This window comes from Agromyces hippuratus (assembly GCF_013410355.1).
Lineage (GTDB): Bacteria > Actinomycetota > Actinomycetes > Actinomycetales > Microbacteriaceae > Agromyces > Agromyces hippuratus.
Map to the genome: position 1 here is coordinate 2,381,390 of NZ_JACCFI010000001.1, position 15,218 is coordinate 2,396,607.

The following is a 15,218-nucleotide window of genomic DNA, read 5'->3' on the forward strand; positions in this document are numbered from 1 at the left end:
TCGGAGAGCCCGGAGCCTCCTCGACGCGGCTCCACCGCTTCGATCCTCGGATGAGAGATGCTCCACGGGCCTACCTCACCCGCCCCGGCAGCAGCGCCGCGGCGAGCAGCGCCGGGCCTCCGATGAGCGACCACAGCCCGGGTCCCGCCGGCGAGAGGATGATCTCGGGGTGCACGCGCAGCACGTTGACGGCCATCAGGCACAGGAGCACGCCCACGACCACGATGATCACGCGCGTGACGCGTCCGACTCCGCGGCGCGAGTATCGCCACGCGATGACGGCGATCGCCCAGAGCACGAGGCTGATGCCCACCCCGAAGACCAGGAACAGCGGCCATGAGGCATCCGGGTCGGTCGCGAAGCCGCCGGCGTTGGTCACCGTGTGAGCCGCGCCCAAGCCGACGAGGGCGAGGGCGCCGATGGCGCCCAGGAGACGGCGGGAACGGAAGAACCGGATGGTCGGGGTGTGCGTTCTCTTCGGGATGTTCGTGCGAGTGCTCGTCGGTGTGTCCATGCATTCAGGCTGACCCGGTCGGCGCGCCTCGACCATCCTCCGCGGGTATCGGCGCCTTCCTCCTCGCGAACGACATCCGGACCCTCGGGGCGCGGATGCGACCCACTCGAAATGTGCGGTTCGAGACTTTTCGGTGCGCCGAAATCTTGCTAGGTTTTCGGTATGCCGAAAACGCTCGACGATGAGACGACCACGAACGGACCCGCGCCCGACGGCGCCGCCGACGGGGATCGTGGGCACGCGACATCCGTGCCCCGCGTCGCGTGGCTGATCGGCCCGGCCCTCGTCGCCGGTGTCGCCTACCTCGACCCGGGCAACGTCGCCAGCAACATGACCGCGGGGGCGCAGTACGGCTACCTGCTCGTGTGGGTCGTCGTGCTCGGCAATGTCATGGCGTGGCTCATCCAGTACCTCTCGGCCAAGCTCGGCATCGTCACCGGCCGGAGCCTGCCCGAGGTGCTGGGCGGCACCATCCGCAACCGCTGGGGCCGTCGCGCCTACTGGCTGCAGGCCGAGCTCGTCGCGATGGCGACCGACCTCGCCGAGGTCATCGGCGGCGCCGTCGCGCTCAACCTGCTGTTCGGCGTGCCGCTCGTGTGGGGCGGGCTCATCACCGGCGCCGTCTCGATCGGGCTGCTCGTGCTGCAGTCGCGACGCGGGCCGCGCACCTTCGAGTTCGTCATCATGGGGCTGCTCATCATCATCGCGATCGGCTTCACCGTCGGCGTGTTCGTGGCGCCGCCCGACCCGGCCGGCCTCCTCGGCGGGCTCGTGCCGCGCTTCGCCGACGCGAACTCGGTGCTGCTCGCCGCGTCCATCCTCGGCGCGACGATCATGCCCCACGCGATCTACGCGCACTCCGCGCTCAGCCGCGACCGCTTCGTCACGCGCCGTGCCGCGTCGCTGTCGACCTCCCCATCGGCAGCGACGCCGAAGCCCGCGTGGCACGGCTTCGGCATCAGCCGCAGGTCGGAGGCCCCCGAGCTGCTGCCCGGCACGGCGACCGACGTGCCCACCGGGCTGCTGCTGCGCGCGACCCGATGGGATGTCTCGATCGCCATGGCGATCGCCGGCACCGTGAACCTCTGCATCCTGCTGCTCGCCGCCGTCAACCTCTCGGGCGTCGAGGGCACCGACAGCCTCGAGGGCGCCTACGCGGCGCTCGGCGTGGCGCTCGGGCCCGTCATCGCGACCCTCTTCGCCGTGGGCCTGCTCGCCTCGGGACTCGCCTCGACCTCGGTCGGCGCCTACGCCGGCGCCGAGATCATGCACGGGCTGCTGCACATCCGGGTGCCGCTCATCTTCCGCCGGCTCGTCACCCTGATCCCGGCGCTCACGATCCTCTGGCTCGGGTTCGACCCGACCATCTCCCTCGTGCTCAGCCAGGTGGTGCTCTCGTTCGGCATCCCCTTCGCCCTCATCCCGCTCGTGGCGCTCACGGCGAAGGCCGGCGTGCTCGGGCGTTGGAGGAACCACTGGGCGACGACGGCCGCGGGCATCGCGGCGTCCGTCTTCCTCATCACCCTCAACGGCGTGCTGCTCTGGCTCGTGTTCACCGGGGCCTGACGCGGAGCCCGGCACCCGGCGCGGCCGCGGGGCTCCCGATAGTCTGGGGCCGATGCCCAGCAGCAAGAACCCCGCGATCGAGGACTACCTGAAGACGGTGTACTCGCACACCGAGTGGCAGCCCGACCCCATCACGCCCTCGGTGCTCGCCGGCAAGCTCGGGGTCGCCCCGTCATCGGTCACCGAGATGGTGAAGAAGATGGCGGCGCAGGGCCTCGTCTCGCACGTGCCCTACGGCGCGGTGCGACTCACCGAGGCGGGCGCCGTGCAGGCACTCGCCGTCGTGCGCCGCCACCGGCTCATCGAGACGTGGCTCGTGCAGGAGATGGGCTACGGCTGGGACGAGGTGCACGACGAGGCCGAGATCCTCGAGCACGCCATCTCCGACCGCCTGCTCGAGGCGATCGACGCACGACTCGGCAGGCCCCTGCGCGACCCGCACGGAGACCCGATCCCCACCGCCGACGGCTCGATCGCCGCCGAACCGTTCGTGCGCGCCGACGAGGCCGCGGCCGGGCATCGCGGACGCGTGATCCGCATCAGCGATCGCGATCCGGGCCTGCTGCGCGGCCTCGAGGTCGCCGGCGTGCACCCCGGGGTCGAGCTCGAGATCGAAGCCCTCGACGGCGACGCGAACGCACGCGTGCGCATCTCCGGCGAGAGCCACGAGCTGCCGAACGGCGCGGCCAGCGCGATCTGGCTGACCGCGTGACCGGCGAGCAGACGCCCGCAACGCGTCCGTTCCTGGTCGACCTGCGCGGCGTGGTCGACCTCCTGAGCCGGCACATCTACTCGGGCCCGCACGTCTTCCTCCGCGAGCTGATCCAGAACGGGCGCGACGCCATCACGGCTCGCGCAGAGCACGAGGGCCGCCGGGATGCCGCGTGGGGCGTGCGCATCCACCCGCCGACGGCCGACGAGCCGGCACTCCGCTTCGAGGACGACGGCGTCGGCCTCACCGCCGACGAGGTCGGCGAACTGCTCGCCACGGTCGGCCGCAGCTCGAAGCGCGACCTGTTCGACCTGCCTCGCGCCGGATTCCTCGGACAGTTCGGCATCGGCCTGCTCAGCTGCTTCATGATCGCCGACCGCATCGTCGTGCGCTCCCGCTCGGCACGCGGCGGCGACCCCGTCGAGTGGGTCGGCAGCACCGACGGCACCTTCACGGTGCGGGTGCTCGAGGGCGCCGAGGCATCCGGTATCGCCGTCGGCACCACCGTCTCGCTCGTGCCGCGCGCCGACGAGGCGGAGCTCTGCTCGCCGACGAGCCTGTGCGAGCTCGCACGCCGGTATGCCGAGTACCTGCCGATCCCGATCCTCGTCGGCACAGGCGACGGGAGCTTCGACGGCATCGGCCGGCCGGCCGTGTTCGCCCTCACGGGCGAGGCGCGCGCCGAGGCTCGCGATCGCATCGCCGAGCTCGGGCGCGACGTCGTGGGCGGCGCGCCGTTCGAGGTCATCGAGGTGCACTCCACCGCAACCGACACGCACGGCACGGCCTACGTGCTGCCGTTTCCGCCGACGCCCGGTGCCCGGCAGGCGAACCGCGTCTACCTCGGCGGCATGCTCGTCGACCCGCGGGCCGACGAGCTGCTGCCCGACTGGGCCTTCTTCGCGCGAGCGGTCGTGGACTCGAACGGGCTGCGGCCGACTGCATCACGCGAGCATCTCATCGAGGACGAATCGCTCGAGGCGACCCGGGCCGAGCTCGGTGCCGCGATCCGCGCCTGGGTGATGCGGCTCGCCGTCGAGCGCCCCGCGCGCCTCGCCGAGTTCGTCGGCATCCACCATCTGGGACTGAAGTCCCTCCTGCTTCACGACGACGAGCTCGCGGGCTTCATCACGCGCTGGCTGACGGTGGAGACCTCGATCGGGGTGATGACCATCGACGAGCTCGTGCGGAGCCATCCGCATGTGCGGTTCACCGAGACCGTCGACGAGTTCCGCCAGATCGCGGGCATCGTGCCGGCGTCGCGCGCCGTGGTCAACGGCGGATACGTGCACGAGGCCGACATCCTGCGCCGCCTGCCGCTGCTCTTCGACGGCGTCACGCTCGAACGGGTGACGGTCTCGGGCGAGCTCGACTCGCTCGACCCGCCGCCGCTGGCCGATCGTGCGGCGGCACTCGCGCTCGAGACCCGTGCCGGCGCGGTGCTCGCCGAGGTCGGCTGCGAGCCGAGCGTGCGCCGCTTCTCGCCCGGCGACCTCGCGAGCCTCTACCTCGCCGACGCCGAGGTGCTGCGGTCGATCACCCGAGGCGCCGCACGCGACCTCACGGGCCCGCTCTGGAGCGGGGTGCTCGGCAGGATCGACGGCAACCGGTCGAGCCTCACGAGCGGCGGCGCTGAAGCCGCCCGCGCGAAGCTCTGCCTCAACTGGGACAACACCCTCGTGCGCACACTCGCCGGCGAGGTCGACGACGCCGTGTTCGACCGCACCATCCGGCTGCTGTACGTGCAGGCGCTGCTCGCCGGCCACCGACCACTCCGTGCGAGCGAACGGGCCATGCTGACCGGTGCACTCACCGACCTCGTCGCGCTGAGCCTCGCCCGCTGACCCCGGCCCGCCCAGCCTCCGACCCAGACCTCCGATCATCGACCGCCAAGGGAGAACCGTGTCCGAAACCATCCGCATCGACGAACTGCTCGAGCAGGTCGACCAGACGCCGTTCGGACCCGAGGAGCGTGCGCTGATCGACCAGGCGATCGCGATCGCGATCGATTCGGGCGACGAGTTCTCCGAATACCGCGCGCGCATGCGTCTCGCATCGTCGGCCAACATGACCGGCGACACCGACGCACTGCTCAGCTCCTTCGCCTGGTGCCTCGGCAAGCACGACGCCGACGCGGCCCGCTTCCCGGCGAAGCCCGACGACAGCGCGAGCGACCTGCTCTGGCAGTACAAGTGGATGGCGGGCACGCTCTCGGCGAGCCCCGCATTCCCCGCCGCCGACATCCGCGGGGTGCTCGACGACATGCAGTCGCGGTACGAACGCGCCGGCGTCGGCCAGAGCGGGGTCGCCATGGCGCGCTTCGGTGCGGCGTTCGCCAACGGATGGCTCGACGAGGCCGCCGAGGCCTACCGCGTGCTGACCACCACCGAGCGCGACGACTACAGCCACTGCGACGCCTGCGTGCGCAGCGAGAGCGCGGCCTACCTCGCCGCGACCGGACGCGAAGACGAGGCCATCTCGCTCTACGAGGAGATCGTCGAAGGCGGCTTCAGCTGCGGCGAGGAGCCGGAGCACGCCCTCTCCGACGCGTTGCTGCCGTACCTCCGCGCCGGCCGTCTCGACCGTGCGAAGTCCTTCCACCTGCGCAGCTACCGCGACGCCCGCGGCAACGCCGACAACATCGGCATCATCGCGAACCACCTGGTGTTCTGTGCGATCACCGGCAACGAGGCGCGCGGCCTCGCCATGCTCGAACGCCACATCGCCTGGATCGCACACGACCGGCTCAACCAGCGCGCGCAGTTCAGCGCGCTCGCCGCGACCGGGCTGCTGCTCGACACCGTCGTCGATGCCGGACACGGCGACACCGTCGTGCGCGGGGCCGACTCCGCCGAGCTCGAGCCGTTCTTCGGCGCGCACACGGGCCCCTGGACCGCCGCCGAGCTCAGCCCTGCCGCGTGGGCCGCGGCCGCCGCCATCGGCGACGAATTCGACCGCCGCAACGGCAACAGCCACCTCGCCGACCGGCTGCAGGCCACGCGCGCGCTCCGCGCCGAGCGCTACGACGTGGCGATCACCGGCGAGGCGTTCGCGATTCCCGTGCCCGTCGTCGCCGCCGAACCCGTCGATGCCGGCGGCTGGGTCGACCGCGCCCGTGAACTCGCCGCGCTCGGCGACATCGACCGGGCACTCGCAGCGGCCGACCGCGGGCTCGCCGTGCTCGAGGCGGATGCCGCGGCATCCGTCGCTGACGACCGCCGGGCCGAACTCATCGGCATCCGCCTCGCGGTGCTGGTTGCAGCGTCGCGGCTCGAGGAGGCCGAGCAGGAGCTGCCCGCCCGCATCGCCGCGTTGCGCGCCGCCGGCGACGAGCTGCTCGCCGATGCGCTCGCACGCCACGGCCTCCTGCTCGCCGGCTCGGCCACGGCCTCCGACCTGCCCGTGCTCGAACAGGAGCTCGGCGCCGCGCTGCAGTCGGGCGCCGACGACCTCTCGGCCCGTGTCGCCCTGCGGATCACCGCAGTACGAGCCGAGGCGGGCGACCTCGAGGGCGCCGGCACCGCGGCCGACACCGCGATCGCCGTGCTCGACCGGGCTCCGGAGCCCGAACCGATGCTCGTCGGCGCGGCGTTCCAGCTCGCTGCCTACCTCGCGGCCCAGGGCGAGGAGCCCGCGACCGCCCTCCCCCTCCTCGACCGTGCGATCGCCGCCGAACCGACGCGGGTCCGCCGTGCCGAGTCGCACCGGCTCCGCGCGCGGCTGCTCGCCGGCAGCGGCGACCTCGAGGCCGCGCTGGCGGCCTCGGAGGCGGCACTCGAACACGACCTCGCGATCGACGCGCGGATGCGGGTCGTGGAGGACTGCCAGCTCTCCGCCGCGATCCTCGACGACCTCGCGCGACCCGACGATGCCGTCGCGAGGCTCCGCCTCGCGGTGCAGCACGCCGAGCTGGCGGAGTCGCCCGGGCTCGTCGGCGTGCGCTACGGCCTCGGCCGACAGCTCCTGCGCGCCGGACGCACCGGCGAGGCCGTCGAGCTGCTGCAGGACGTCTTCGAGGCCGAGGTCGCCGCGGGCGCACCGCCGGCCGCACGCGCCGAGACCCTCCACCTGCTCGGCACCGCGCTTCGCGGCGAAGAGGAGTTCGCCGCGGCATCCGGCGCGTGGCACACCGCCGCAGAGCTGTTCGAGGAGGCCGAGGCGTGGCCGAGCGCGGTCGCCGTGCTGGCCGACCTCGGCCGACTCTTCGCCGGCCTCGGGTACGCCGAGGAGGCGATCGAAGTGCTCGAACGAGCCGTCGCCGACGCTCGCCGCGACCCCGAGACGGTCGCCTCGCTCGCCGATGCGCTGCACCTGCTCGGCCAGGTCAGCCTCGAACACGGCGAACCGAACGGTCTCGACCAGCTCGACGAGGTCGCGGCGCTCGCCCGCGAGCACGGCGCCGACTGGTTGCTGGCCGACGTCGTCGACTCGCGGGCACGCGGCCTGGCCGCGCTCTCGCGCCCCGAAGAGGCCGTCGCGACCGCGCTGACCGCGGCCGAGCTGTTCGAGGCGGTCGGCGCGACACGGCCGGCCGGCGGATCGATGCTGTTCGCCGGACGGGTGCTGCAGTCGGAGGTTCGTCACGACGAGGCGCTCGTGCTCATCGGCCAGGCGATCGAGCGGTTCGACGGGCAGGCCGACGCCGTCGCGCTCGGCCGGATCGCCCTCGCCGACTCGCTCGAGGCGCTGGGTCGTCTCGCCGAGGCGGCCGAGGCCCGACGCCTCGCCGAAGAGGTCTGATCGATCCGGTCGATCGCCGCGGTGCACCGAGACCGGTGCACCGCGGCCGGCTCGCGGAATGCTGCACGATCGGGAGGCGAGCCTGCCCGACATCCGCTCGACATCGTGCCGTGACCTGCGCGCTCTAGGCTGGGAGCATGTCACGACGTGAAGAAGTCGAGTGCTGGCTGACCGACATGGACGGCGTGCTCGTGCACGAGAACCACGCACTGCCGGGCGCCGCCGAGTTGCTGCAGCAGTGGGAGGACGCCGGCACGCCCTACCTCGTGCTCACGAACAACTCGATATTCACCGCGCGCGACCTCTCGGCGCGGCTGCGCTCATCAGGCCTCAACGTGCCCGAAGACCGCATCTGGACGAGCGCGCTCGCGACGGCCGACTTCCTGAAGCAGCAGGTGCCCGGCGGCACCGCCTTCGTGATCGGCGAGGCCGGCATCCTCACGGCGCTCCACGACGCAGGGTTCGTGATGACCGAGACCGCGCCCGACTTCGTCGTCGTCGGCGAGACCCGCAACTACTCGTTCGAGGCGATCACGAAGGCGATCCGCCTGATCGGCAACGGCGCGCGCTTCATCGTGACGAACCCCGACGCCACCGGCCCCTCGGCCGACGGCCCGCTGCCGGCGACCGGCGCGATCGCCGCCCTCATCACGAAGGCCACGGGCAAGGAGCCCTACGTGGTCGGCAAGCCCAACCCGATGATGTTCCGGTCGGCGCTCAACAAGATCGGCGCGCACTCCGAGAACACCGCGATGATCGGCGACCGCATGGACACCGACATCGTCGCGGGCATCGAGGCCGGCCTGCACACGATCCTCGTGCTGACCGGCATCAGCGACCAGGCCGAGATCGAGAAGTACCCGTTCCGGCCCGACGAGATCCTCAAGGGCGTCGCCGACCTCGTCGTGCAGGCGCCGGTCGAGACCGAGCTGTAGACCGCCCAACCAGACGAGGAGACCACGATGATCGAGCTGACCGACGTCGACGACGACGACGGCGAGCTGGTCGCCGCGACCGTGCTGCCGGGCGATCGCCAGGTCGCCGTGCTGTTCGCGGTCGACGAGGAGCCCGTCGAACCGGCCGAACAGCGCGCCATCGCCGAACGTGCGCTCAGCCGCCCGACCGCAGACGATCTCTCCCGCATCGACGGAGACGTCGTGCGCGAACTCACCGACTCGGCGTACGAGGGCACCGGTCACGCGGTCACGTCCGAGGACTACGACCGGCTCGCCGGTGAACTCGAGCTGCAGGGCGTCATCGTCTCCGCCGACGCGACGCTCGTGCTCGTCTACGAGGCACCGACCCAGTACTCCGACATGGTCGTGTACTGCCAGCTCGACGAGCACCTCGCGATCGACGACCTGAGCGTGGCGGAGGCCGACGACGAGGACGACGACGACTAGGCCGCGTCGCGCTCCGCCCGCCGCTTCACCGCGGGCAGCTCCTCGGGTTCGGCGTCGAGCCGGTCGCGCACCTCGGGATCGAGGTCGAGTTCGGCTGCGCCGAGCACCTCGTCGAGTTGCGCGACGCTCGAGGGGCCTGTGACGGGGATCACGGGCACCTCGCGGCCGAGCAGCCAGGCGAGTGCGACCTGGTTGGGGGTCGCCCCGATGTCGCGCGCGACCTCGTGCAGCAACCGGATGCGTGCGACCGTCGTCGGGTGGTTCACCCCGCCCCAGAGCGGCTTGTCGGTTCGCGTGAGCGCGCCCTGGTGCAGCGGCGAGTAGGCGGTGACGGCGAGCGGTGGGCGGTCGTCGCCCCCGGTCGATGCCGCGTAGCTGAGCAGTTCGGGCGTCACGAAGTTCTGACGGCCGAGTCTCGGCTGGGGGTACACGTAGCTGTACTGCTGCTGCACGACACCGTAGGGCGCGATGCCATGGCGCAGCGCCTCCTCGCGCGCTTCGACGACTCGCCAGAGGGCGACGTTCGAGATGCCCGAGATGCCGATCAGCCCCTCCTCCTGCAGCGCGCCGAAGGCGCCGACGGTCTCGGCGAGCGGAGTCTCGAGGTCGTCGACGTGCCCGTAGACGACGTCGAGGTGATCGACCCCGAGGTGCTTCGCGCTCTCGCGCGCCTCCCAGTCGACGACCTCGGCTCCGAGGCCCTGGAAGTTCGTCGGTTCCGTGTTCGAGAGCGGCAGTGCCGGATCCTGCTTCGCGGCGCCGAGCTTCGTGGCGATGCGCAGCCGATCCCGGCCGCCGCGGCTCGCGAGCCAGCGACCGATGACGTCTTCGCTGTCGCGGCCGTAGCCGCCATCCCAGAAGCTGTAATTGTTGGCGGTGTCGATGAACGTGCCGCCGGCCTCGACGAAGCGGTCGAGGATCGCGAACGAGGTGGCCTCGTCGATCCTGGTGCCCATCTGCATGGTGCCGAGGCAGATCGTCGAGACGTCGAAGCTCGTCGTGCCGTTGCCGATCGTGCGGTATCGCATGGTTCCTCCGTGACGTGGTGGGGTGACGGGATCGAGCGTACGAATCATTCGGCTCGGCATTACACTCCAATCAGCGGATGCTTCACCAGACCAATCGGCGACGGCGATCTGCGGTGACCACGACGAGGGGGCTGGATGTCTCGATCGGGCCCGGTGCTCGCCTGGGAGACCCTGCTCGACCTCGGGCCCGGCCCGGCACCGCTCCGCGATCGTCTCGAACGGGCGATCCGCGAAGCGGTGCGCTCGGGACGACTCCCGCCCGGCGCCGACCTCCCGCCGAGCCGCACCCTCGCCGAGACGCTCGGGATCTCCCGCTGGGTGGCGACCGAGACCTACGGGCAGCTCGTCGCCGAGGGGTTCCTCGAGGCGAAGGTCGGGTCCGGCACGCGAGTGCCGGCGGGCCGGAGGCATCCGCTCGCGCCCGGCGCGCACGACGTGCGAACCGTTGACCGCGAGCCGGCCGTCGTGCCGCTTCGGGCGGAGTACCGTCGGCCGCGCTTCGATCTCGGACCAGGGGTGCCCGACCTGCGCCACGTGCCCCGGGCGCGGTGGGCCGGCGCGGTGCGGCGCGCGCTCGATCGCCTTCCCGATGCCGAGTTCACCGTGGTCGACCGGCTGGGGCATCCGCTCGCCCGCACGGCCGTCGCCGACTACCTCTCGCGATCGCGTCGCGTCAACGCCGCTCCCGACGACGTCGTGATCACGCACGGCGCGACCGATGCCATGGTCGGGGTCGCCGCGGGTCTCCGTGCGGCCGGCCACACGGCGCTCCTCGTCGAGGACCCGAGCTGGTCGCGGTTGCGTGAGATCGCCGCCACGGCGGGACTCACCCCGGTGCCGGTCCGGGTGGACGCCTCGGGAGTCGACGTCGACGCGATGATCGACGCCGCCCGGCGCACCGGCGCACGCGCGGCGCTCATCACGCCGGCCCACCAGTTCCCGCTCGGAGCAGCGCTGTCACCCGCCCGGCGGGAGGCCATCGTGCGGTGGGCCCGCGAGGTCGACGGCGTGCTGATCGAAGACGACTACGACGCCGAGTTCCGCTACGACCGCCGGCCGATCGCAGCGCTGCAGGGGCTCGCGCCCGAGCACGTCGTGCTCGTCGGTTCCCTGTCGAAGTCGATGGCACAGGCCTTCGGGCTCGGGTGGGCGGTCATGCCGCGAGCGCTCCGTGAACGCGTGCCGCTCGCCGATCGAGCGAGACCGTCGACGCTCGACCAGGTCGCGCTCGCGGAGTTCATCACGGCCGGCGACCTCGAGCGGCACCTGCGTGCCGCTCGCGGCCGGTTCCGTCGACGTCGCGCGACCCTCCTGGCCGCGCTCGAACGCGAACTCCCCGGACTCGCGGTCACCGGGATCGCCGCGGGCATGCACGCCGTGCTGGACCTGCCACCGGGCATCGACGCCGGCGCCGTCCGGCGCGCGGCGGCCGACGCCGAGATCGCCGTATCGGAGCTGACCGGGTACCGCGCCTCGGGCGCGACGCCGAACGTCGAGGCACTCGTGATCGGCTACGGCAACCTCTCCGACGCCCTCATCGACGAGGCCGTCGCCCGGCTCGCCGGCGTCATCCGCTCACTCGCCTGAGCCGATCGGAGCAGACCGGGGCCCATCGGAGCAGGTCGGCCGAACCCGCCGCGGCCGGCGAGCTGCGTGGAACCGGATGCCTCAGTGCCTGCCCTGACCAGACGCCCGGGGCGGCCCCGAGGCAGAGGCCCGACCCGATCCGTAGCGTCGCACGCGTTGCGTCCGGCTCTCCACCGAGAGCGACTGGTTTCCCCCGCACAGCGAGCACCGCCCGGCCACCCCGGGCCCGTTGACCCTACTCGACGAATTCGGCTCGACCCATGCGAACCTCCCGAACGACCCTCCGCCGCGCCCTGCTCGGGTTCGGCGTGCTCCTCATCGCCTCGACGTCGGTCCAGGTGTCGGCCGTCATCTCGCACGGCATGTTCGATCGACTCGGCCCGCTCGGCGTCAGCGGGCTGCGCTTCGCGATCGCGGCGGCGCTCGCGGCCGCCGTGATCCGCCCCCGACCGACCGGCAGGACTCGAGCCGAATGGCTCGCCCTCCTCGCCTACGGCACCTCGATCGCGGCGATGAACGTGTGCTTCCACGTCGCGCTCGAGTTCGTGCCGCTCGGGGTCGCGATCACCGTCGAGTTCCTCGGCCCCTTCCTCCTGGCCGCCCTCGGCGTGCGACGACTGCGCCTCGTGGTCTTCCCGCTGCTCGGCCTCGGCGGCGTCGGCCTCATCGCACGCCCGACGCCCGAGGTGAACCCGATCGGCCTGATCGCCGCCGGCGTGGCCGGCGTCTCGCTCGCCGCGTACACGTTGCTCGCCGAACGCATCGGGCGCACCACGCCCCCCGATCGTCCGCGTTCCAACCCGCTGCACGACCTCGCGATCGCCGTCATCGTGGCTGCGGTGCTCACGGCGCCGTTCGGCATCGCCGCGCTGCCCTCGGTCGAGACTGGTGATCTCGCACCGCTCACTGCGGCCGCGGTGCTCGGCGTGCTCATCGCGTTCGGCTGCGACATGCTCGCAGTGCGGCTCACCTCCGCCCGCACGGTCGCCGTGCTGTTCTCGTTCGACCCGGCACTCGCCGCGATCATCGGCATGCTGCTGCTCGGTCAGCTCCTCGATCCGCTCACCATCGCGGGCATCGTGCTGGTCTGCGTGGCCGGAGCAGCGACGATCCATCTCGCGAGTGCTGCGCCACGGCCGGCAGCCGACGGCTGACGGCTGATCAGTCGCCGAAGCCCGACCAGAAGCGGCCCTGCTCCTTGCCGCGCTCGACGTCGTTCATCGCATCGGCGGCTTCGCGGTTCGCGCCGCGGGTCTTCTCGGAGTGCCGCCGCAGCGAGAACACCCATTGCGTCACGCCCCACAGCACGGCGATGACGACGATGCCCAGCCAGAAGGTCCAGTCCATGGTCGTCTCCCTTCCCGGGGCCTCAGACGAGACCTCAGACCATCCATCCGCCGTCGCGACGGCCCTGATCCTTGAGACGCTCGGCCTCGGCCTTCGCCTCCTCGCCGTCGGGCTCGGCACCGAGCCGCTTGCCGGTGACCCGGAGGAACACGATCGCGATCACCGACACCACGGCGACCACGATGATGACGACGATCCCGATCCAGACTGCTCCGTCCATGCCGCCCCCTCCGATATCCGTCACTCTACGCGCGGTCGGGGCGTTCCGGTCGGGCGATCTCGACGCAGGCGGTCGGGCGATTCGAACCGATCCGCGGCGCGCCGCCCGCTCGGCGAGCCGCCCGCTAGGCGAGCCGGGCGACGGATGCCGCGACGCCCGCCCAGAACCGCTCGACGTCGAGTCCGACCGCGACCCACGCGTTGGGCTCGCGCCCGAGCATGCCGTCGAGGTCGACGCTCGTCGCGCCGGCCGTCTCGGTGCCGGCGAGCTCGACGTCGAGTCGAACGCGCAGCACCTCGACGCAGCCGGGGTCGGCGAGCACCGCGACGGCGACGGGGTCGTGCAGCGGCCCGTCGGGCATGCCGAACACCTCGTCGTTCGTGCGGCAGAAGAAGTCGAAGAGCTCGGCACCGAAGGCCGCGGTCCCAGTGCCGAGCGACGAGATCTGCTCGCGCACGGCGGGCGTGACGAGCGCGAGGTGCGTGACGTTCAGGCCGACCATCGTGAACCGCACGCCGCTCGTCACGACGAGGTCGAGGGCCTCGGGTCGACGAGGGCGTTGAACTCGGCGTACGGCGTCGCGTTGCCGCGCTCGGTCGAGCCGCCCATCCAGACGATCTCGCGGATGCGGCCGGCGAGCTCGGGCCGGTCGCGCAGCAGGATCGCGATGTTGGTGATCGGCCCCGTCGCGACGATCGCGACCGGCTCGGCCGATGCTTCGAGCACGTCGGCGATGAGCTCGGTCGCCGTGCGCGGGTCGAGCGGCACGGTCGGTTCGGGCAGTACGGGCCCGCCGAGCCCGTTCTCGCCGTGGATCCACTCGGCGGTCTGCAGCGGTCGCACGAGCGGGCCGGCCGCACCCGCCGCGACCGGCACGTCGGTAACCCCGGCCACCGAGAGCGCGATGCGGGCGTTCCGGGTCGTGTGCTCGAGCGGCACGTTGCCGCCGACCGTCGTGACCGCGACGAGATCGAGCGACGGATGCCCCGCGGCGAGCCACAGCGCGAAGACGTCGTCGTGTCCGGGGTCGCAGTCGATGATCACGGGAATGGGCATGCGGGTCTCGTTCTCTCGTCGGGGTCGGCGGGTGGTGAGGGGTAACCGGCTCAGGTGGGTTGCTCGGAGTGCGCGGCGGCTCAGGAGGCGACGCCGGCCGCGGCGAGCACGATCGCGCGCGGGGCGTAGGAGTCGACGGTGCCGCGCGTCTGCACGGCGAGGGCACCGGCCGCGACGGCGATGCCGAGCGCCTCGGGCAGCGAGCGCCCCTCGGCGATGCCGGCAGCGAGGGTGCCGGTGAACCCGTCGCCGGCCCCGGTCGTGTCGACCGCCGGCACCTGCGGCGCGGCCGCGGTCCACGAATCGGTCGCGTCGGCGGCGACGGCACCGGCCGCACCGAGCGTCACGACCACCGAGCGGGCGATGCCGCCGGCAGCGGATGCCGCGAGCACCCGCCACTCGTCGAGGGTCGCGCCGGCCGGGGCATCCGCGCCGATGCCGACCGCCCGGGCCTCGTGCTCGTTCAGCACGAGCGGGTCGGCGGCGCCGAGCGTGGCCGCGGAGACCGGCGCCGGTGGCGCGAGATTCAGCACGAAGCGGGTGCCGAGCTCCGTCGCGACCACCGCCAGGCGATCGATGGTCGCCGCCGGGAGCTCGCCCTGCGTGAGCACGATCGTCGCCGCGACGACCCGATCGCGGACGGCGTCGACGACCGCCGGGGTGAGGGCGAGGTTCGCACCGCCGGTGATGATCACGGTGTTCTCGCCCGAGTCGGCGACCGTGATCTGGGCGACGCCCGTCGGGGCATCCGGAACGGTTCGGAGCGCACCGGTCGGAAGCCCGAGCCGCTCGAGCGTTCCGCGCGCGAACGCGCCGCTCGCATCGTCGCCGACGCAGGCGATGAACTCGACCGGCACGCCGGCGACGTGCGCCGCGACCGCCTGGTTCGCACCCTTGCCGCCGAGCGCCACCTGGAAGCCGTGGGCCCGGATCGTCTCACCGGGCTCGGGGAACGAGGCGACGTAGCTCGTCGAGTCGACGTTCAGCGAGCCGACGACGACCACCCGGCCACCGGAGTCGCCGTCGCCGCCACCGGACGTCATGT

General features: G+C 72.3%; 13 protein-coding genes and 1 pseudogene. 8 read left to right on the plus strand and 6 right to left on the minus strand.

The annotated features are described in order from the left end of the window. Positions 1-70: 70 nt before the first annotated feature. Positions 71-514: a hypothetical protein gene (locus tag BJY17_RS11080; protein WP_179551395.1), complete on the minus strand. Its 444-nt coding sequence runs from the start codon at positions 512-514 to the stop codon at positions 71-73. A gap of 162 nt (positions 515-676) precedes the next feature. On the opposite strand from BJY17_RS11080, the gene BJY17_RS11085 reads away from it, so the two are divergent. The 6 genes from BJY17_RS11085 to BJY17_RS11110 all read left to right on the plus strand — a co-directional run bounded on the left by BJY17_RS11085 (position 677) and on the right by BJY17_RS11110 (position 8,935). Then, entirely contained in the window at positions 677-2,080 is a 1,404-nt protein-coding gene (locus BJY17_RS11085) for an Nramp family divalent metal transporter (RefSeq protein ID WP_179551396.1), read from the plus strand. A gap of 52 nt (positions 2,081-2,132) precedes the next feature. Next, a complete protein-coding gene (locus BJY17_RS11090) occupies positions 2,133-2,792 on the plus strand; it encodes a metal-dependent transcriptional regulator (RefSeq protein ID WP_179551397.1) in 660 nt (219 codons plus the stop codon). Beyond that, on the plus strand, positions 2,789-4,636 hold the full coding sequence (locus BJY17_RS11095; RefSeq protein WP_179551398.1) for an HSP90 family protein: 1,848 nt from the start codon (positions 2,789-2,791) through the stop codon (positions 4,634-4,636). The genes BJY17_RS11090 and BJY17_RS11095 overlap by 4 nt, the downstream gene beginning before the upstream one ends. A 58-nt stretch (positions 4,637-4,694) precedes the next feature. Then, positions 4,695-7,532 carry a hypothetical protein gene (locus BJY17_RS11100; RefSeq protein WP_179551399.1) on the plus strand — a complete coding sequence of 946 codons (2,838 nt, stop codon included), beginning with the start codon at positions 4,695-4,697 and terminating at the stop codon, positions 7,530-7,532. 137 nt (positions 7,533-7,669) lie between these two features. Continuing rightward, positions 7,670-8,467, plus strand: coding sequence for an HAD-IIA family hydrolase (locus BJY17_RS11105; protein ID WP_179551400.1), 798 nt, complete (start codon positions 7,670-7,672; stop codon positions 8,465-8,467). Positions 8,468-8,494: 27 nt separating this feature from the next. Next, positions 8,495-8,935, plus strand: a complete 441-nt coding sequence (locus BJY17_RS11110) for a hypothetical protein (RefSeq protein WP_179551401.1) — start codon at positions 8,495-8,497, stop codon at positions 8,933-8,935. Here the strand turns inward: BJY17_RS11110 and BJY17_RS11115 are convergent. Beyond that, entirely contained in the window at positions 8,932-9,963 is a 1,032-nt protein-coding gene (locus tag BJY17_RS11115) for an aldo/keto reductase (RefSeq protein ID WP_179551402.1), read from the minus strand. The genes BJY17_RS11110 and BJY17_RS11115 overlap by 4 nt on opposite strands. A 135-nt stretch (positions 9,964-10,098) precedes the next feature. Between BJY17_RS11115 and pdxR the strand changes: the two genes are divergently transcribed. Together pdxR and BJY17_RS11125 are read left to right on the plus strand one after the other, a co-directional pair. After that, positions 10,099-11,550, plus strand: a complete 1,452-nt coding sequence (gene pdxR, locus BJY17_RS11120; protein ID WP_179551403.1) for a MocR-like pyridoxine biosynthesis transcription factor PdxR — start codon at positions 10,099-10,101, stop codon at positions 11,548-11,550. A gap of 260 nt (positions 11,551-11,810) precedes the next feature. Then, the gene (locus tag BJY17_RS11125; protein ID WP_179551404.1) at positions 11,811-12,704 is read left to right on the plus strand and encodes an EamA family transporter; all 894 of its coding nucleotides are present in this window, start codon (positions 11,811-11,813) and stop codon (positions 12,702-12,704) included. Positions 12,705-12,711: 7 nt separating this feature from the next. Here BJY17_RS11125 and BJY17_RS11130 read toward each other — a convergent pair whose 3' ends face one another. The 4 genes and pseudogenes from BJY17_RS11130 to BJY17_RS11145 form a co-directional block, all read right to left on the minus strand. Continuing rightward, positions 12,712-12,897, minus strand: a complete 186-nt coding sequence (locus BJY17_RS11130; RefSeq protein ID WP_179551405.1) for a hypothetical protein — start codon at positions 12,895-12,897, stop codon at positions 12,712-12,714. 34 nt (positions 12,898-12,931) lie between these two features. Continuing rightward, entirely contained in the window at positions 12,932-13,117 is a 186-nt protein-coding gene (locus tag BJY17_RS11135; protein WP_179551406.1) for a hypothetical protein, read from the minus strand. 124 nt (positions 13,118-13,241) lie between these two features. Further along, positions 13,242-14,173: pseudogene (locus BJY17_RS19040) on the minus strand (nucleoside hydrolase). An 80-nt stretch (positions 14,174-14,253) separates the two neighbouring features. Next, positions 14,254-15,216 carry a ribokinase gene (locus tag BJY17_RS11145; RefSeq protein ID WP_179551407.1) on the minus strand — a complete coding sequence of 321 codons (963 nt, stop codon included), beginning with the start codon at positions 15,214-15,216 and terminating at the stop codon, positions 14,254-14,256. Positions 15,217-15,218: the final 2 nt, after the last annotated feature.